The sequence below is a fragment of the Anaerotignum lactatifermentans DSM 14214 genome, assembly GCF_900142265.1.
GTDB lineage: Bacteria > Bacillota > Clostridia > Lachnospirales > Anaerotignaceae > Anaerotignum > Anaerotignum lactatifermentans.
In genome coordinates, this window is sequence record NZ_FRAH01000005.1 from 13,105 (window position 1) to 32,848 (window position 19,744).

Consider the following 19,744-nt stretch of genomic DNA (forward strand, 5'->3'; position numbering starts at 1 on the left):
TTTACGCCTCCCCACTTTCTTCCGGCAGGGAAATGCCGCACTGTTTCACATAATCCACCATATCTGCAAGAGCCGTTTCTTTGTCTGTCAGGGAAAGATCAATCCACAGACCGTCGATTTGTCTGCGGAACCAGGTCAGCTGACGTTTGGCAAAGCGTCTTGTGCCTGTTTTCAGTTCGGTTACCGCATCCTCCAGAGAAATCTCTCCGGCAAAGTACGGCAGGAATTCTTTATAACCAAGTCCCTGCATAGAAACCAGACTGCCATCATAGCCTTTGTCCAGAAGCCCCTTCACTTCATCCAGCAGACCCGCTTCCATCATCAGATCTACACGCTGTTCGATGCGCTCATACAGCTTCTGGCGTTCCATGGTCAGTATGATGACTGCCGCCGCATAGGGAGATTCTTTCTGTTTCTGTTCGGCGTTGTGGTCAGAGAATTTCTGCCCTGTCATATGGTGATATTCCAGCGCACGAGTCACACGCTTCACATTATTCGCGTGGGTCGTTGCAGCGTATTCCGGGTCAATTTCCAAGAGTTTCTGAAAAAGCACTTCTGGTCCTTCTGTTTCCGCCTGTTTGTAACATGCCTGACGGAAACTGTCGTCTCCATCTGTTTCTGTAAAAGCATTGTCGTAGAGCAATGCGTTGATATAAAAGCCGGTGCCCCCTACCACAATGGGAATTTTTCCTTTTGCCCAGATTTCTTCCATATAAGCCTTGGCTTTCTGCTGGAAGATCATGACATTATATTCCTCATCGGGATCAAATTCATCAATGAGATAATGGGGTACGCCGTCTGCTTCTTCTTTCGTCACTTTCGCTGTGCCAATATCCATATAACGATAAACCTGCATGGAATCGGCAGAAATGATCTCACCACCGATTTTCTTTGCCAGCAGAATGGACATGGCTGTTTTGCCGCAGGCCGTAGGCCCGCCAATGATAATAAGCGGTTTTTTCATGGACATCCCTCAATTCTGTATGCGTTTGAATTTCTTTTCCAGTTCATAGCGGGTCAGTTCGATGATGGTCGGGCGTCCATGGGGACAGGTAAAGGGGTTTTCCAGCTTCAACAGCTGAGAAATGAGAGATTCTGCCTCTTGGATGCTCAAACGGTCATGACCTTTCACCGCCGCTTTGCATGCCATGGTTGCCACCGCTAAAATTTTTGTATCATATACATTGGAAACAGTTCCATCACTGATGGCATCCAGTATTTCCGTAAAAAATCCTACGCCGCTGGGCTCTTTCAGCAGTACAGGAACGGCGTTCAGCCCAAAAGTATCATTGCCGAAAACTTCAAAGCCAAAACCGAAGCGTTCCAACAATTCCCGATTATCTTTCAGTATCTGTGTTTCCATAGGTGTCAGCCGCAGCATCACAGGGCTTACCAGACGCTGAGAAATGACAGACTCCTGACGGAACTGGTTCATGAGATTTTCATAGAGTATCCGCTCATGGGCTGCATGCTGGTCGATGAGGTACACACAATCTCCCTGTTCCACCATCCAGTATGTGCGGAAAATCTGCCCAATGATTTTATAATTATGGAAAAACGCCTGTTTTTGTAGAGGTGTTTCCACTTTTTCCACAGGCTTTTCTTCGGAAATGCCATCCACTGCAAAATCCGCTGGAACCACTGGTGTTTCTGCTGTATAGGAAGCCACATCTTCCCGTACTACAGACCTCTCTGGCTGTTTCCGCTTCAAAAGCTGGTCTACACTGGGACCGCTGCCTGCCTTTGGCAGGTCTGTAAGTGGTGTATGATATGTTTTTTCTGTTGTCGGTTTCTCTATAAGAACAGATTTTTCTGTAGCAATAGTTTTTTCCGGCTCAACCTGTTCTTCTTCCGCAGGCATTTCCGGCAATTCCGCTTTCCGCTGAAGAATCATATCCACAAGGCTCTGCTGTTCCACCTTTGGTTTCGGTTCTGCCGCCGGTTTCTTTTCCCAACTGCTTCTGGGAATCAGCACCTGATCCTGAAAAGCAGAAGAAATGGCGTCATAGAAAAAGTCATAGACCTCATCATCATTTTTGAACCGTACTTCCAGTTTTGCCGGATGAACGTTCACATCCACCTGTGCCGCATCCACTTCCAGATTCAGCACATAAACAGGGAATTTCCCAATCATGATTCTGGTTTTATAAGCATTCTCCACAGCAGAAGAAACAATGCGGTTTTTGATGAAACGACCGTTGATAAACAGGTTTTCATAATTGCGGTTGCCTCTGGACAATTCCGGTTTTCCAATCAGTCCAGACAAGCGATAATCTCCTCTTTCAAAGGAAATTTCCATCATGGAAGTAGCCGCTTCTTTACCGTAAACATAAAATACGGAAGCTTTTGCGTCACCATTTCCTGCTGTGTGGAGCATAGTAGAGCCGTTATTGATATAACGGAAAGAAAGTTCCGGATGCCCCAATGCCAGTTTGTTCATGAGGTCAGAAACATAACCGCTTTCCGTTGCCGGTTTTTTCAGAAATTTTCGTCTTGCAGGCACGTTATAAAAGAGATTGCGGACAATGACTGTTGTCCCTTCGGTGCATGCCACATCCTGAAAAGATTTCACCTCTCCCGCACTGATTTCAATGCGGGTGCCTGTTTCCTCGTCTTTGGTGCGGGTAGTCATTTCCACCTGAGAAACAGCGGCAATGGATGCCAATGCTTCCCCACGGAACCCCATGGTATAGAGGTGTTCCAAATCCTCAATCTGGGACAATTTGCTGGTGGCATGGCGGAGGAAGGCTTCTTTTACCTGTTCCTTAGGAATGCCGCAGCCGTTATCTGTCACACGAATATACGAAATACCACCTTCCTTTATTTCCACCGTCACGGTACTTGCGCCGGCGTCCATGGCGTTTTCCGTCAGTTCTTTGACTACGGACTTAGGGGATTCTACCACTTCCCCTGCCGCGATTTTATTGATTGTTTTTTGGTCAAGAAGTTGTATCTTTTGCAAATACAGTCCTCCTTTCTATCACATGCCCTTTGCCTTTTTCTGAAGGTCAAAGAGTTTCTGCAGGGCTTCAATGGGCGTCATTGCCATAACATCCAGCTGTTTCAGTTCTTCTGTCAGCTGCATTTCGCCCATGTTGAACATATTCACCTGCTGTACGGTTTCTTCCTGCTGTTCCTGAGATTCCACCGCGATCTTTTTCGCTTTTTTCGTAATATCTGCCGCGTTGAGCTGTTTCAAAATCTGGTTACTGCGTTTGATGACTTTCGGCGGCAATCCTGCCAGACGGGCAACCTGCACACCATAGCTATGGTCTGCGCCACCCCGCTGGATTTTGCGCAGGAAGATGATATCCTCTCCCTGTTCCTGTACGGCAATGCAGTAGTTTTTCACCCCTGCCAGCTTGCCTTCCAGCTCTGTCAATTCGTGATAATGTGTGGCAAAGAGGGTTTTCGCTCCCACATGTTTTGTATCCGCGATATATTCCAATACAGCCCATGCAATACTCAAGCCATCGAATGTGCTGGTACCTCTGCCGATTTCGTCCAGAATCAGCAGGCTTTTGGGTGTAGCATGGTGCAGGATATTTGCCACTTCTGTCATTTCCACCATAAAGGTACTCTGTCCGGCACTCAGGTCGTCAGAAGCCCCTACACGGGTGAAAATACGGTCAACGACGCCGATATGAGCAGAAGACGCAGGCACAAAACTGCCAATCTGCGCCATAAGCACAATGAGGGCTGTCTGCCGCATATACGTAGATTTCCCTGCCATATTGGGACCAGTGATGATTGCCAGACGGGTATCGCCGCTGTCCAGATAAGTATCATTGGAAATAAACTGTCCTGCCATGGCTTTTTCCACCACGGGATGACGACCTTCTTTGATATCAATGATGTCGCCTTCATCCACCACAGGTTTGGTGTAATTCTGTTTTTCCGCAACTTCTGCCAAGGACTGCAATGCGTCAATGACAGAAATGATGTGGGCGCAAAGCTGAATCCGTTCCACTTCTGCCGCAACGGCGTTACGGATTTCCGTAAAGAGCTGGTATTCCAAATCCACTATTTTTTCTTCGGAACCCAGAATCAGCTCTGCCAAATCGTTCAATTCCGGCGTAATAAAACGCTCGCAGTTGGCAAGGGTCTGTTTACGGATATAGTTTTCCGGCACATCTTCCAGGTTGGACTTTGTCACTTCCAGATAATAGCCGAAAACTTTATTGAAACGGATTTTCAGGTTTTTGATGCCTGTTTTTTCCCGTTCTTCTTCTTCCATTTGTTCAATCCAAGCTTTGCCTTCGGTTTTGGCTTTGGTATAGGTATCCAGTTCATCGGAATAGCCGGGCTTAATCATACCACCTTCTCTTACAGAAAACGGAGGGTCTTCCACAATTGCCTGATCAATCAGGTCATGAATATTTTCCAGAGGGTCCAGTTTTTCATAAATTTCCTGCAAATATCCGCTTTTGCATCTGCCCAGTGTCCGTTTTAACAAAGGCAGATTTTCAATGGAATTTTTCAGCATGGACAATTCTCTGGCATTTGCTGTCTGATATACCACACGTCCCATAATACGTTCAAAGTCAAACATGGTACGGAGAATATCCTTGATTTCTTCCCGCAGGAACAAATCGTTTTTCAGTTCTTCCACGGCATCCAGACGTTTGCAGATTTCCGCTGCGGAAAGCAAAGGCTGTTCCACCCATTTTCTCAATGTTCTGGCACCCATAGCTGTTTTGGTTTCATCCAGCACGCTCAGCAGAGAGCCTTTCTTGTTTTTCTCCCGCATGGTTTCTGTCAATTCCAGATTTCTCCGGCTGGCAACATCCAATGGCATAAAATCGCCAATGGTATAATATTTCAGCACAGAAATATGCTCCAGATCATTTTTCTGGGTTTCCAGCAAGTACCACAGCAGCCCCCCTGCCGCGGAAACAGCAATTTCTTTTTTCGCCAGCCCAAAACCATCCAGAGAAGATACATGGAAATGATGTTCCAGCGTATCTTTGGCTGTCGCGTAGGCAAACATGCGGTTATCCACATCACTGAAAGCAATGCGGAAACGCTCTTTCAGGTCTTTTGCCACAGGGTGTTCCAAAAAAGCTTCGTTGCACACCACTTCTGCCGGAGAAAAACGCGCCACTTCATCCAGAATACGAGAGGCTGCCAAAATAGTCGGGAATTCTGTTGTCTGGAATTCCCCTGTAGAAACGTCGCAAACACTTAAGCCATAGCCGTTTTTCCCGCCAAAAATAGACATGATGTAATTGTTCTTGCTTTCATCCAGCACTGTATGGTCTAACACAGTACCGGGGGTAATGACGCGGATGACTTCCCGTTTTACAATGCCTTTTGCCTGTTTGGGGTCTTCCACCTGTTCACAAATGGCTACGTGGTAGCCCTTTTCCACAAGACGGGCAATGTATCCATCGGCGCTGTGGAAAGGTACGCCGCACATAGGCGCGCGCTCCTCCTGCCCCCAGTCTTTTCCCGTCAATGTAATTTCCAGTTCTTTTGAGGCGATGACGGCATCTTCAAAAAACATCTCATAAAAATCGCCCAAGCGGAAAAAAAGCAGACAATGCTTATACTGTTCTTTGATCGCAAAGTACTGCTCCATCATGGGTGTTATTTTCGCCATCCATCTTCCTCCTTTCCTATGCTATTTTACAAGCAAACCCGAACCCCTGTTTTGCAGGAGTTCGGGTACTGTCACACAATCTTTTTTACTTACTGCACCATTAGTGGCAGCCACCGCCACAGGATGCGCAGGCACTGGGGCTGCAGCCACCACTCTGTTCAGGATCTTCGCCAGCCAGTGTTGCTGTGATGATGTTGAATACAGAGTTCATGAAGTTGTTGAAGTTCATTTCTGCTGTATACAGATCTGCTGCCAGTTTATTGTTTTTAATGATTTCGCCGCGCGCTTTCATTTCTTCAGCGAATTTTTTCTGTTCTTCGGGAGCGATGCCGCCAGCCTGCATTTTCGCCTGGAATTCGTCATGCATCTGTGTATATTCTGCGACTGCTTTGGAAATTTCAGGGTCTTGTTCATAAGCTATTTTTGCAGCCAGAAGTGCTTCTACCTGAGGAGTTTTCTGCAGTTCTTCGCCCAATGTTCTTGCTAATTCAAATACGCTTGCCATGTTATTTCACCTTAAATCCTTTCTCCAATTACATAAAATGTTTTATTTTCTATAATCTTCACAGGCACTATTTGACCGATAAGGTCTTTGCTGCCTGAAAAATGCACCAGTGTATTCTGTTCGGTTCTGCCTGTCAGAATGTTTTCATCATGCTTGCTGACTTCTTCCACCAATACAGGCAGGACTTTGCCAACCTGTTCCTCTGTTACTTCGTGAACGATGGGGTTCAACACCTGTAACATACGGTCGAAACGGTCTTTCACCACATCTTCCGGCACCTGATTTTCCATCTTTGCCGCAGGAGTGCCTGTCCGTTTGGAATAAATGAATGTAAAAGCAGTGCAGTAACGTGCTTTGCGGATTACATCCAGTGTTTCCTGGAAATCTTCTTCTGTTTCACCAGGGAAACCAACGATGATATCTGTACTCAGTGTGATTTCCGGCATTGCTTCCCGTACTTTCCGCACCAGTTCCAGATAACCTTCCTTGGTGTAATGACGATTCATTTTCTTGAGGATTTCCGTACTGCCGGACTGGAAAGGCAGATGCAGGTTTTTGCAAACCTTATCACATTCCTTCATTGCCAGAATCAGTTCATCGGACATATCCTTGGGATGAGAAGTCATAAAACGAATACGTTCAATGCCTTCCACCTCATTTACCATACGCAGCAATTCTGCGAAGGAAACTGGATTTTCCAGATTTTTACCATAAGAGTTTACATTCTGACCCAGCAGCATGACTTCTTTGACGCCATCTGCCGCCAGTTTGCGTACTTCTGCCAGAATGTCTTCGGGTGTTCTGCTGCGCTCTCTGCCGCGTACATAGGGCACAACGCAGTAAGAGCAGAAATTGTTACACCCGAACATAATGTTGACACTTGCCTTGTAAGGGAAATGTCTGATGCTGGGCAGGTCTTCCACCACTTCCTGATTTTCCTGCCAGATATCGAAAACGGTGCAGCCGCTTTCTTCTCTGGTTTTCATCAGTTCCGGCAGCTTATACAGATTGAAAGTGCCGAAAACCAAATCCACGTGACGGTATTTCTGACGGATGGTTTCCAACACCGTATCCTGCTGCATCATGCAGCCACAAAGTGCTACCACCGCATTGGGATTTTGTTTTTTGTAATGTTTCAGCCATCCCAGTTTGCCGTATACCTTCAGTTCCGCATTTTCACGGACACAACAGGTATTGTAGATGATGAAATCCGCTTCTGTTTCTTCCTGGGTACGTTCATAACCCATTTCATCCAGCATACCTTCCAGTTTTTCCGAGTCATGGGCGTTCATCTGACAGCCCATAGCCAAACTATAAAACTTTTTGTGTTTGCCGGTTTCCGCAAAATATCTGTCGTTTTCCTGACGAATCTCGCGGATATATTCCATTTGCCGCGCCAGTTCCGCTTCCGCAGGCAGGGCGGTTGTTCTTTGTCTTTCCATGGAATTTCCTTTCTATATTGTTATTCTGCGCACAACAAAAATTGTCCGCATTTGGATTTAGTATACCACAATACGACTTGTTCCTCAATGGCAAATTCCCAGAAAAAACGGTTTTTTCTCATACATTATAAGGAAAGAAATGTAACGGAATTACCGTGTTCCTCAATGATCTGTACCAGATCGGAAAAAGCAAGAAAAACGGAAGCCGTATTGTCATTGGGATGTACGCCAATGGCATCCAGATTGCGGAAATCTTCGTCAAAAATCACTTCCACTGCACAGTCTGTATCATTTAGAATGACAAAAGGTGTTACAGAGCCTTTCGTCAGTCCCAGATATTTCATGAGGCGTTCTTCTGAAGCGAAGGAAAGACGACCTGCGCCGATTTTTTCACCCAAGCTTTTCAGATCTGCCTGCTTATTTTCACGGATGACTACCAGAAAATGGCGTTTGCCTTTGTTATCCCGCAGGAACAGATTTTTGGCAATATCTTCTTCTTTTTCCAGACCGATTTCCAGCATTTCATCAATGGTAAATACTGCTTTATGATCAAACCATTCATAGGAAATCTGTTTTTCATCCAAAAACTTTCTCACATCTTCTTTCTGATACATATGTGTAACCCCTTTTTCTCTCAATGGCTTCATTATACGGTTTCCGGCATAAAATGGCAATCTTTTCCCGAAAAAAGGGGAATTGTTCACAAATTGTTTACATTCTCTACATACGGCATTCACAGTCATTTTGTATCCTATAAGTGTCCAAAGCAAGGGCAAAGCAAGAAGACATAGTAATACATACCCTCCCCTTTTGAAAAGAACCCGCTTCCCTCGGGTTCTTTTCCTTGTTTAGATCCCCCTCATACTTTATTTTACATATTGCAAAAGCATCGGATGGCTCAGGGGCTGCTTCATGAGAAAACAGCCGTCACAGTTTCCGATGCTTTTTTACATTAAATATCCAGTTTCATATCGCCAAAACGAATCCAGCCTTTTTTCCGCATGATTTCGGAAAAAATAAAAGACAAAATGGCAGGCAGTATAAAGTGGAGCAAAAGAATCTGGAACAAAAGCAATCCTGCACCTCTGCTGCCAGCCATGGTCTGCCATGTCATAATCTGCCCCACCAGACCGCTAGTACCCATGCCACCGCCGGCGGGATTATTTTCCATCTGAAAAACCACCGTTGCCAAAGGTCCCAAAATAGCTGAAGTCAATGTTGGCGGAATCCAGATCAATGGATTTTTCACAATGTTAGAAATTTGCAGCATAGAAGTGCCAATGCCCTGTGCCAGCAGCCCATCCCATTTATTTTCCCGAAAGCTGGCAACAGCAAAGCCAATCATCTGCGCAGAACAGCCAACGGTAGCCGCACCAGCAGGCAGACCAGACAATCCCAGAATGATGGATAACGCCGCAGAACTGATAGGCAGTGTCAACGCAACACCCATAACTACAGAAATGACAATCCCCATGAGGAACGGCTGCAAATAGGTTGCTACCCGAATCCAATCCCCCAACTGCGTCATAGCTGCGGACAAAGGAGGACCAATGAGTGTTCCAATACAGCCGCCCACACCAATGGTCACCACAGGGGTTACGATGATGTCCACTTTTGTTTTGCCGGAAACCAGACGCCCGATTTCCAAACCAGCTAATGCTGCAATGAATGCCCCCAAAGGGTCACCAGCGCCGCTGAGAAGCATACCACCTGTTTCCGGGAACAATGTCCCATTGGCAAAAGCTGCGGCGTTAGCGCCCAAAAGACCTGTCACAGCAGAGGAAAACACAACCATCCGTGGCGCTTCCATAACATAAGCTGTACCAACACCAATGGCTGCCCCTGTACACATAGTAGCAAAATTACCTAATGCCACAATGAACGTCCCCACATCGCCACCAATAAATGTCCCGATTTGTTTGATAATCAAACCTACAATCAGCGTACAGAACAACCCCAAAGCCATCCCATTCAGACCATTGATAAAATAGCGTTTGAGTATTTTCTGCCAAATTGTATTTTTTTCCACGAAATATTCCGCCCCTTTCAAGGTGTATATACACCTATATTTACATGAGTTGTATGGTATCATATTTCGTCAAAAAAAGCAAGACATTCTCTTCATACATTTTCATCAAAAAAAGGATAAACGCCCTTTTAAAGAGGTTTATCCTTTTCATTTCCATATGATTTATTTCAGCAGATATCCAGCATTTTGCAGTTCCGCACAGATTTCATCCAATGTCTGTTCATCTTCTGCGGCAATGGTATGGCTATGTACGCCATTGGTCAGTTCCAATAAGGGCATACATCCTGTTTCTTCCGTTTTAGCCAGAAAATTCTGGATATCTCTGCGGCTTTTGATCCGTAAAGATTCTCCAACACTGCCGTATATGGGATGATCCACATGGGTATTCAATATATATCCGCCCAAATCTACGATCAGCTGCATTTCATCACCAATCTGTTCTCTGTTGTGACATACACGGATTTCTCGTCTATGTAAACCATCTGTTTCTTTCTGGAGCAAATACCCTTTTGCTGTCGCAAGCAAAGGCAGTCCTCCCGCTTTGATCATTCCCATATCCTTTACGATGACCTGACGAGTCACGCCAAATTGTTCCGCCAATTGACTGCCGCTGATGGGTTCTTCCTGTTTTTTCAGCAATTCTATGATTTTCTGCCGCCTTTTTTCGCTTTCCAAGGGTATGCCTCCCTTCCCTTATGATCACTCTCTGCTTCAAACATATTATCACAGAAAACAAAACTTGAAAAGTCTTTCCCTTTCCATTCTTTTCCAATCAAAACTTTTTTACAGTCCCAGACTTTCATGAATGAGAATCACTTCTGCATCCATACCCATCATAGGTTCCCACAGAACGACCATTGCTCTGCAAACCCGTTCTGGACTTCTGCAATCTTGACATCCATTTCCTGTCACAACGCAGGGTGTCTTTTTTCCAAACTGTGCCGCTCTCTGAGGTGCCGCAATATTTCTGGCACGGGCAACAGCCTTTTCAAAGTCTGGTTCCAGCTTATTTTCACCAATGACATAATAAACTTTTTGATGCCCAAACAACGTGGATGCCACACGATTGCCAACGCCGTCAATATTGATGATTTCTCCTGTTTCCGCCAGCGCATTGGCAGAAGTCAGGTATACGTCTGTCTGCATAGCCGCTTTTCGTGCCATATCCTTATCCTGTTTCCAGTGCCAATAAACAGTATTATGGCTGGAAAGCATATCATACAGTCCCATCACATCCAATGTAGCAGAACCGCCAAAGCCAACGCTGACGCCATCAATTTCTCCATTGAGATAGTCTGCCGCTTCTTTTGCTGTTGCAAATTCTTTGACAGCATATCCACGTTTTTTCAGATTTTCTGCTACCTTCCCAAAATCAGCCATTATGACTCCTCCTCTTTCTTCTCTTCCTCATGCAATACAACAGGAATCAGACATGCAGCAATTTTGCCTTTCCCTCTTGTTTTTACATAGAAAAATCCAATAATAGAAAAAACAACTGCCCCAATGAAATTTACCATCAAATCTTTCATGGTATCAATGAGACCAATATCCACATATCCGCCCGGGAATTCCATCCAGTCCTGTCCATTGACCACCAGACTGGTGATGGGTTCACGGACAACATTGTTCAGCCCTGATGGATTCAGCAATACAGAATTAACGCTTTGCACAAGAAAATCCTTCTGCATATCCGTATGTAAGAGCTGATCCATAGAAAATTCAAAAAATTCCCACAAAACGCCTACGGTCATGGAAAAACAAAAAGCAACAATAGATAAAAATAACGGAGATAACCGAAATGTCATCCGTTCACTGCGATTAAACAAATCCACCAGACAAAATCCCACTGCTGCCACCAAAAAACCATTGAGTGTATGAAGCATGGTATCCCATCCGGGAATCAGTGTATAGAAGGAATTGATCTCGCCCAAAATTTCTGCTGCAAAGATAAAGCAATAGATAATTCCTTCCATAACTGACGGAATATCAATGGCTAGATGCTTTTCCAGAAAAATAGGCACGCAAAACAAAACCAATGACAAAATGCATACAAAAGCATTTTCATAGCTTCCCATAATAATAGAACGTACCAAAACCAAAATAATCAACGCAGACAAAACACCGCGAATGGTCAAACGGCGTTTTGTACGTTTTGACATTTTTTTATGATCCAAACAGAACACATCCTTTCTTTGCCATATTTCTTAAATAAACAGGAAGAAGAAAAATGGCATGGTCAATATGCTCAAAGCTGTTGAAATAAAGATATAACGAGAAGCCGTTTTTTCATCGGCTCCATACTGGGCTGCCAAAATGGCACAATACGCACCGATTGGTGTCGAAAGCCCTACAATGACAACGCCCAAAACCAGCTGATCTGTGATAAAAGGACGCAGCATCAGATAGGCTGTCAGCGGTACAACAATCAAACGGATGATAGAAATCACATACGCCCAACGATCATAAATCATTTCCTTCAAACGCATCCGTCCCAAAACAGCACCGATATAAATCATTGCCAAAGGTGCAATCATATCCCCAACCATTTTCACAGTACCGCCAATGGCTTCCGGCAACTGGATATTGCCAATAAACAGAATCATACCAATGATAATGGCAATATTCACTGGCAATTTCAATAACTGACGCAGAGAAATTTCCACTGGATGGCTGCCATCGCCATATCTTCCGATGATCCAGATCCCAAGTGTATAAGATGCCAGATTAAATGCCGCAGTGGCAAACGCGCAGTAAAATACGCTGTTTCCGCCAAAGATCATAGAAATGACAGGTACACCCATGAAGCCAATGTTAGCAAACATACAGCTGAACACCCAGATACCCAGATTCATATGAGGCACGCGGAAGAGCTTGCCTGTTCCAAAGCCGACCAACATGCCCCAGATATGCATGATCATACAAGTTACAAAAACCACAATACCTTTCTGCAGCAATTCCGGTGTATAAGACAGCTGCATGGATGAAATGATGAAACAAGGCACAACAATTTTTGTCAAAAATCCAGAAAACTTATCAATAAAACAATCATCAATGATATCCTTTTTCTTCGCAAAGCAACCAATCAAAACCAGTAAAAAAATGATAATCAATTTATTTACTGCTGTTATAAATACTTCCATTATCCATCTCCTTTTCCTTTCTATCTCTTCATAAACTTCCCCATATTCTTATTATTTTATCACACTTTTCCTGATACGCAATATTTTCTCAAATTCAGAAAACAATACAGAAAAAAATCTCCGAACTGCATGATTGTTCGGAGAAAGTCTAACTATATATGCATCACCATCATCAAGATTGTAATGATCAAAAGGCTGAATGGCAGCATAAAAGAATTGAGCACTGCGGCAACAGAACGGTTATATCCGCAACGTTCTGTATACACAGGAGCAACGCTCAAAATAGGTCCAAAAACCACCAGTGCCAAAACCTGACGGTACAGCAGCGGCAACGGCAAACAGAAGTAAATGATCAAAGCAAATGCAATGCCTGCAATCAGACGAACAGAAATGACAGAAATCATATCTTTTGCTTCGCTGCGTCTGATTTTTGGTTCAAAGAGCAGACCAATGAGAAACATTGCCAAAAAGGCATTTGCTTCTCCGATCATCCCTGCCACAGTATAAACAGGTTCCGGGAAACGCAGATGCAATCCTGCCATGACAATCATCAGTAAATATGTAACAAAAGGCATGGAAGAAAATAGTGTTCTGACAATTTCTTTTTTATCCATCTGTCCTCTGCCCTTTGCTACCGTCATGGCAATGGTAAATGTACCGCCAAAACACATCATGGCATTGCTCACATCAAACATGCAAATAATGGCAACTGCTTCTGCATCGAAAAAGCTTTGCAGATACGGCAGTACGCAAAGCCCTAGGTTATACCCTGCGCAATTGATTAGAAAAAAGGCACGTCTTGCACCATTCATTTTTCTTGTCAGCAAAAGCACCAGACCAATGACGGCAAAGTTTGTCAAAAAACCCAGACCAATGGGTACCAAATGGGTCTTACTCAACGTCAGTGTCGCAAAGTTATGGATAATGGACATGGGCAGCGTAATCTTCAATACCAGATTTGCCAAAACCCGGCTATCTTCTGCCCGAAACAATCCAACACTTTTGAGTATAAATCCCAGTGCAATGATCAGCAGAAAACCTGCAGCCTTTACAATGATCGCTTCCATCCCACAATACCTCCCCAACAGATAATTCACAGAAAAAGAAAATGGATAAAACCCTGCTTTTGCAAGATTTTATCCATTATTTCCTACCCGAAAATTGATTAGCTCAATTTTGCTTTTGCTGTGTTTACCAGTGTTGTGAAAGCAGCGGGATCAGATACAGCCAGTTCAGCCAGCATTTTTCTGTTGATGTTTACATCAGCCAGTTTCAGACCGTGCATCAGTTTGCTGTAAGAGATGTCGTTCATTCTAGCTGCTGCATTGATTCTTGTGATCCACAGGCTTCTGTAATCTCTCTTTGTCTGTTTTCTGCCTGCGAAAGCAAATGCCATTGCTTTCATTACAGACTGTTTTGCTACTCTGTACTGTTTGCTTCTAGCGCCACGGTAGCCTCTAGCCAGTTTCAGTACTTTTTTATGTCTTTTTCTAGCGTTCAACGCGCCTTTTACTCTTGCCATGTTAAAGTCCTCCTAAAAAATATCCTCGAAATTATGCGTAAGGTAACAGTCTCTTTTTCACGCTGTTCAGAACAGTTTTGTCTACTGTTGTAGCGTGTCTCAGATTTCTTTTTCTCTTTCTGGACTTTTTACCAAGAATATGCTGTGTATTGGATTTCTGTCTTTTCAGCTGACCTGTTGCAGTGATTTTGAATCTTTTCGCTGCTGCTTTTTTTGTTTTCAACTTAGGCATTTCGTATTCCTCCTAAAAAACCATTTTGTTTACTGTTTTCTGCCGGCTTATCAGCCTTTGGGCGCCAGGAACATTACCAGGCTCTTGCCTTCCATCTTAGGTTCTTTGTCAATCACGCCAAATTCTGCTGTTTCTTTTGCAAAGTTTTCCAAAATCAACATGCCCGCTTTGGAATGACCGATTTCACGACCTCTGAAACGGATGCTTACCTTAACTTTATCCCCGTTTTTCAAAAATTCGTTGGCCTTCTTGACCTTAACCTGAACATCATGGGTATCGATACTGGGGGACAAACGCAATTCCTTTACGTCCACTGTTTTCTGTTTCTTTCTCGCTTCTTTTTCTTTTTTCGCCTGGTCGAATTTGTACTTACCGTAGTCCATAATTCGACATACGGGCGGTTTTGCTGTCGGTGCGATTTTCACCAGATCCAGCTTTCTTTCGTCAGCGATTTTCTGGGCGTCTCTGGAAGACATGATGCCGAGCTGTTCGCCATTTTCGTCAATCAGTCTAATTTCCTTGTCCCGAATTTGTTCGTTAATCATTAAGTCAGTAATAGCCAAGCACCTCCTAAAAATTTTTTGAAATATTCCCTTTTCGGCTGCATAAAAAATAGCGCCGGAAGAAATCCGCCGCGCACACAGAAAAACAGAGGAACCCCTGTTTTGTACTACTGTATTAACCTTATCAGCCCATGCCATAAGGTGAGAAGCGGAACTTCTTCTTTGTTACCTGAAAAATTATATCACGCATTTCTCTTCGCGTCAATGTTTTTTTTAAATATTTTGAAAAAACAGAAACCCCTGATGCACAGGGGCTTCTGCTGAATGCTTTATTTATCAATCCAGAGCTTTTGTTCTAACTTCTTCCTGGATTCTTGCGATAACGTCTGCCAGATCCATCTGACCTTCTTCGCCGTTCTTTCTGGAACGCAGGGAAACTTTGTTGACTGCCTGATCTTTTTCACCAACTACGATGATATAAGGCACTCTTTCGTTTCTTGCTTCACGAATCTTATAACCGATCTTTTCAGCTCTGTAGTCTGTCTGTACACGGATACCAGCTGCATCCAGTTTGTCAGATACTTCTTTCGCATAATCGGAGAATTTTTCGGAAATAGGCAGTACTTTTACCTGAACGGGAGCCAGCCATGTAGGGAACTGACCTGCAAAGTGTTCGATCAGGATACCGATGAAACGTTCGATGGAACCGAAGCATACACGGTGAATCATAACAGGACGTTTTTTGCTGCCGTCTGCTGCTGTGTATTCCAGTTCGAATCTTTCGGGCATCTGCATATCCAGCTGGATTGTACCACACTGCCATGTTCTGCCGATGGAGTCTTCCAGATGGAAGTCGATCTTAGGACCATAGAATGCGCCGTCGCCTTCGTTTACTGTGTATTCGATATGGTTTTCTTCCAGCGCGTTGCGCAGACCGTTTGTAGCGATTTCCCAATCTTCATCGGAACCCATGCTGTCTTCAGGTCTTGTGGACAGTTCGATATGATATTTGAAGCCGAACTGTTTGTAAACGCCGTCGATCAGACGGATAACGCCACTGATTTCGTCTTTGATCTGTTCAGGTGTCATGAAGATATGAGCATCGTCCTGGTTAAAGCAACGAACACGCATCAGACCGTGCAGAGCACCAGATTTTTCATGTCTGTGTACCAGACCGATTTCACCCATACGGATAGGCAGATCTCTGTAGGAATGCATATCCTGTTTGTAGATCAGCATGCCGCCGGGGCAGTTCATAGGTTTGATTGCATAGTCTTCATCATCGATAACTGTTGTATACATGTTATCTTTGTAGTGTTCCCAGTGACCGCTTCTGTACCACAGGTCTCTGTTCAGGATCAGAGGTGTAGAAACTTCTACATAGCCTGCTTCTTTATGGATCTGTCTCCAGTAATCCAGCAGTGTATTTTTCAATACCATACCATTAGGCAGGAAGAAGGGGAAACCAGGACCTTCTTCAAGCATTGTGAACAGTTTCAGTTCTTTGCCCAGTTTTCTGTGGTCACGTTTTTTGGCTTCTTCCATCATTGTCAGGTAAGCTTCCAGTTCGGATGCCTTCGGATAAGCTGTACCATAGATACGGGACAGCATTTTGTTCTTTTCGCTGCCTCTCCAGTAAGCGCCTGCTACGGATGTCAGTTTGATTGCTTTTACGGGTTTTGTGCTCATCAGGTGAGGACCTGCGCACAGATCTGTGAAGTCACCCTGTTTGTAGAAGGAAATCACTGCATCTTCAGGCAGATCCTGAATCAGTTCTACTTTGTAGGGTTCTTCTCTTTCTTCCATGTATTTGATTGCTTCTGCACGAGGCAGTTCAAAGCGTTCGATAGGCAGATCTTCTTTTACGATCTTCTTCATTTCAGCTTCGATGGCTTCCAGTTCTTCAGGTGTGAAAGCTTTTTCTTTATCGAAGTCATAGTAGAAACCGTCTGCGATTGCAGGACCGATTGCCAGTTTTACTTCAGGGTACAGTCTTTTTACAGCCTGTGCCAAAATATGAGATGTTGTATGACGGAAAGCGATTTTACCAGCTTCGTCTTCAAATGTGCAGATGCTTACTTCCGCATCTTTGTCTACTACATAACGCAGATCTTTTACTTCGCCGTCAACGATACCTGCACAAGCGTTTCTTGCCAGACCTTCGCTGATGGATTTTGCGATATCCAGAACGGACATTGCGCTGTCAAATTCTTTTACTACATTGTCTTTCAGTGTAATCTTCATATCCAATCTCTCCTTTTGCATGTGATTTTTTGCTTTGGAAAGTGCGATTTTTTTGCAATAAAAAAATCCCGTCCACTTTCCTTTCGGAAAAGGGACGAGAGTTATAATCTCCCGCGGTTCCACCCTTATTGTTTAGAAAACCACTCATTTTGACGATAACGGTGTCGGCCGTGCCGGATTAGGGCCACTCGGAGGTGGTTTTCGTACTCTTCTCAGGTGCAGGATACTCACAGCCACGACAGAAACTCTGCCGAGATATCCCTCTCTGACCACCCGAAAAGGACTACTGTCCTCGTCGACGTTTATACATCAGATTATATCACACAAAAATTTGCTGTCAACACTTTTTGAAAAAATTTCGCAGAAGATTTCCGGGAGCTAAAAAACATACATTTTCACCTCAGAACCACTTATTTTTCTTAAAAAAGGCAATGCCAATGGCAATAAAAGCCACAGAAAGCAGGATGACCATCAAATAACCATGTTCCCATCCATACTCCGGCATCTGGAAGTTCATGCCGTACCATCCTGCAATGAGGGTCAAAGGCAGAAAAATGGTTGTTACTACTGTAAAGACCTTCATGGTGGTGTTCAGACTGATATCCACTTCCGCTTCATAGGATTCCCGAATCTGTGTCACAGCTTCCCGCAGGTTCAGTACATTCTGATAACTGCGCTCCATCCTTCTGGAAAGCATTTTAAAAGACCGCAGCGTCTTTCCGTCAAAAATATGATTCTCGTTTTCAATTACCACATCCAACAAATTCAAAAATTGCTCATAATATCGCTTCATGAGCATGAGACGTTTCCGCAGATGGATGATTTCTGACACAAAATTCTTCTTCTGGGATGTAATAAGCGCCTGTTCTAATTCCAAAATTTCTTTTTCAATTTTATCAAATGCCACTTCTTCTTCCTTTGTCTGGGTTTCCAGAAAAAGATAAATCAGCCGTTGGAAAGAAATCCGTTCTCCTAGCCCTTCGGCACAATCCCGCAAAACGTGTCTGACGTGTTGGGCTTTAGAGGTGAAAAACAATGCATAATTTTTTTCCAGATAAATAACCACACTGCCGTGGCTGATGAGGATATTGTGGAAGTCCGGCATTTCCAGACTGATGCAGTCATAATTTTCAAAACTGTCATAACGGGCAAAACCAAAGCGCCGCGCGTCTTCCAAAACATGATAAGGAATCTTTCGCAGACGTGCCTGCTCCTGCATCATGTCATACGTAAAAATACCGATGTACGCCCGATTTTCCGGCTGTTCCTCTACAAACTGGTAGCCGCTTTCATCAATCTGTAAATACACTGCTTCCACCCCCTCCTGCATTTCACATTATTTAAATTTTACTGCTGTGCCGTACGCCATAACCTCTGCTGCACCCTGCATGATGGCACTTGTGGAAAAGCGAATGCCGACAATGCCGTCTGCCCCCAGACGTTTCGCTTCTTCTTCCATTCTCTGCATGGCGATATCTCTGGCTTCTTCCATCATTTCTGTATACCCCTTTAATTCACCGCCTACAATGGATTTCAGACCCGCGCCAAAATCTTTGCCAATGTTTTTGCTTTGAATAGTGGCACCTTTTACCAAGCCTAAAACATCGTATTCCTTGCCCATAACCAGTTCTGTTGTTGTCAATAACATATCCATTCGCTCCTTTCTTTATACCGCGCTTTTTTTCATCATATCACACAGTTTTTAGAAAAGAAAACATTTTATCTTACAAAAATATAAATTCTTGACACCACGAATAAGCAATAGTAAACTAAAATTAGTTTTAGTTAACTTTTAAAAAAAGAAAAGAGGTGAACAAAATGAAACAACACCGTTTCTGGGCTTGGGCAATGCTGTTCTGCGGATTTATGGCATTCTACACCGGTTATAAACACAAATAATTTTTCTTTGCATCATGGTGAAATTTCATGATGCTTTTTAAATTGTCCACAGACACGCTGCTGCAACAACCCAAATACATCCTGTCACAATGCGCATTTTCCGCCATCCTTTGATTCCCTGCCAATATCCATAAGCCAAACCAAAAACTGAAGCTAGAAATAAAATCAAAAAAAATTTCCAATCCATACCAAAAGATTTTTCCCATACAGTAAATCGCTGCACAACCTACGCATAAAAACATCAGACCATGTTTGAAAGCATATTGAGCAAATCCCTCCACGGACCATGGATGAATACAGTTTTCCTCCAGTCTTTTTTCCCGTATGCCAAGAAAAATCATCGCAAAACCAAGAACAGTAAAAATCACACTTCCTATTCTTGCTATATTATCTATGTTTTCAGAAACTGAGAGGAAATCCGTCCACTTCCATAAGCATACCATTCCCAGCAAAAACAAAACAAGCTGTACTGCTGCGAAAATTCCTCCCAGAAGAATGATTTTTCTTTTTGTTAAGTTCGCCTGAATGGCACCGGCAGCAATAGACAGCCGAAAAGCTTCCGATGCCAATCCACATAATACCAATACATAGATCATCATGGACATTTCCTCACCCCATTTCTTCTT

The 19,744-nt window shown here is 43.8% G+C and carries 19 protein-coding genes; all 19 read right to left on the reverse strand.

Going from position 1 to position 19,744, the window contains the following annotated elements:
• Position 1: 1 nt before the first annotated feature.
• Positions 2–964 (reverse strand): tRNA (adenosine(37)-N6)-dimethylallyltransferase MiaA, encoded by a 963-nt coding sequence (miaA, locus tag BUB35_RS01975; RefSeq protein ID WP_072848575.1) that lies wholly within the window; start codon positions 962–964, stop codon positions 2–4.
• A 9-nt stretch (positions 965–973) separates the two neighbouring features.
• Positions 974–2,962: a DNA mismatch repair endonuclease MutL gene (gene mutL, locus BUB35_RS01980; RefSeq protein ID WP_072848577.1), complete on the reverse strand. Its 1,989-nt coding sequence runs from the start codon at positions 2,960–2,962 to the stop codon at positions 974–976.
• 18 nt (positions 2,963–2,980) lie between these two features.
• Positions 2,981–5,602 carry a DNA mismatch repair protein MutS gene (mutS, locus tag BUB35_RS01985; RefSeq protein ID WP_072848579.1) on the reverse strand — a complete coding sequence of 874 codons (2,622 nt, stop codon included), beginning with the start codon at positions 5,600–5,602 and terminating at the stop codon, positions 2,981–2,983.
• Between the two features lie 100 nt (positions 5,603–5,702).
• Complete coding sequence (locus BUB35_RS01990; RefSeq protein ID WP_072848581.1) at positions 5,703–6,107, reverse strand: YlbF/YmcA family competence regulator; 405 nt, start codon at positions 6,105–6,107, stop codon at positions 5,703–5,705.
• 11 nt (positions 6,108–6,118) lie between these two features.
• On the reverse strand, positions 6,119–7,549 hold the full coding sequence (gene miaB / locus BUB35_RS01995) for a tRNA (N6-isopentenyl adenosine(37)-C2)-methylthiotransferase MiaB (RefSeq protein ID WP_072848583.1): 1,431 nt from the start codon (positions 7,547–7,549) through the stop codon (positions 6,119–6,121).
• 125 nt (positions 7,550–7,674) lie between these two features.
• Entirely contained in the window at positions 7,675–8,163 is a 489-nt protein-coding gene (locus BUB35_RS02000; RefSeq protein WP_072848585.1) for a prolyl-tRNA synthetase associated domain-containing protein, read from the reverse strand.
• Between the two features lie 338 nt (positions 8,164–8,501).
• Positions 8,502–9,578 carry a PTS sugar transporter subunit IIC gene (locus tag BUB35_RS02005; RefSeq protein ID WP_072848750.1) on the reverse strand — a complete coding sequence of 359 codons (1,077 nt, stop codon included), beginning with the start codon at positions 9,576–9,578 and terminating at the stop codon, positions 8,502–8,504.
• Positions 9,579–9,740: 162 nt separating this feature from the next.
• The gene (locus BUB35_RS02010; RefSeq protein WP_072848587.1) at positions 9,741–10,253 is read right to left on the reverse strand and encodes a transcription repressor NadR; all 513 of its coding nucleotides are present in this window, start codon (positions 10,251–10,253) and stop codon (positions 9,741–9,743) included.
• A gap of 108 nt (positions 10,254–10,361) precedes the next feature.
• Positions 10,362–10,958 (reverse strand): lactate utilization protein, encoded by a 597-nt coding sequence (locus BUB35_RS02015; RefSeq protein ID WP_072848589.1) that lies wholly within the window; start codon positions 10,956–10,958, stop codon positions 10,362–10,364.
• Positions 10,958–11,752, reverse strand: a complete 795-nt coding sequence (locus BUB35_RS02020; protein ID WP_308758924.1) for a DUF2238 domain-containing protein — start codon at positions 11,750–11,752, stop codon at positions 10,958–10,960. Before BUB35_RS02020 ends, BUB35_RS02015 begins: the two co-directional genes overlap by 1 nt.
• 30 nt (positions 11,753–11,782) lie before the next feature.
• The gene (locus tag BUB35_RS02025) at positions 11,783–12,718 is read right to left on the reverse strand and encodes an AEC family transporter (protein ID WP_072848590.1); all 936 of its coding nucleotides are present in this window, start codon (positions 12,716–12,718) and stop codon (positions 11,783–11,785) included.
• Positions 12,719–12,870: 152 nt separating this feature from the next.
• On the reverse strand, positions 12,871–13,785 hold the full coding sequence (locus BUB35_RS02030; protein WP_072848594.1) for an AEC family transporter: 915 nt from the start codon (positions 13,783–13,785) through the stop codon (positions 12,871–12,873).
• A 98-nt stretch (positions 13,786–13,883) separates the two neighbouring features.
• The gene (gene rplT, locus BUB35_RS02035; RefSeq protein ID WP_022254957.1) at positions 13,884–14,240 is read right to left on the reverse strand and encodes a 50S ribosomal protein L20; all 357 of its coding nucleotides are present in this window, start codon (positions 14,238–14,240) and stop codon (positions 13,884–13,886) included.
• Positions 14,241–14,271: 31 nt separating this feature from the next.
• Positions 14,272–14,472, reverse strand: coding sequence for a 50S ribosomal protein L35 (rpmI, locus tag BUB35_RS02040; RefSeq protein ID WP_022254956.1), 201 nt, complete (start codon positions 14,470–14,472; stop codon positions 14,272–14,274).
• A gap of 50 nt (positions 14,473–14,522) precedes the next feature.
• Positions 14,523–15,017 carry a translation initiation factor IF-3 gene (gene infC / locus BUB35_RS02045; RefSeq protein WP_054329437.1) on the reverse strand — a complete coding sequence of 165 codons (495 nt, stop codon included), beginning with the start codon at positions 15,015–15,017 and terminating at the stop codon, positions 14,523–14,525.
• A 294-nt stretch (positions 15,018–15,311) separates the two neighbouring features.
• Positions 15,312–17,219 (reverse strand): threonine--tRNA ligase, encoded by a 1,908-nt coding sequence (gene thrS / locus BUB35_RS02050; RefSeq protein ID WP_087989018.1) that lies wholly within the window; start codon positions 17,217–17,219, stop codon positions 15,312–15,314.
• 400 nt (positions 17,220–17,619) lie between these two features.
• Positions 17,620–18,528 (reverse strand): magnesium transporter CorA family protein, encoded by a 909-nt coding sequence (locus BUB35_RS02055; RefSeq protein WP_159432849.1) that lies wholly within the window; start codon positions 18,526–18,528, stop codon positions 17,620–17,622.
• A gap of 27 nt (positions 18,529–18,555) precedes the next feature.
• Entirely contained in the window at positions 18,556–18,867 is a 312-nt protein-coding gene (locus BUB35_RS02060; RefSeq protein WP_072848600.1) for a YbjQ family protein, read from the reverse strand.
• A gap of 235 nt (positions 18,868–19,102) precedes the next feature.
• Positions 19,103–19,717 (reverse strand): MntP/YtaF family protein, encoded by a 615-nt coding sequence (locus BUB35_RS02065; RefSeq protein ID WP_143158923.1) that lies wholly within the window; start codon positions 19,715–19,717, stop codon positions 19,103–19,105.
• Between the last annotated feature and the right edge of the window lie 27 nt (positions 19,718–19,744).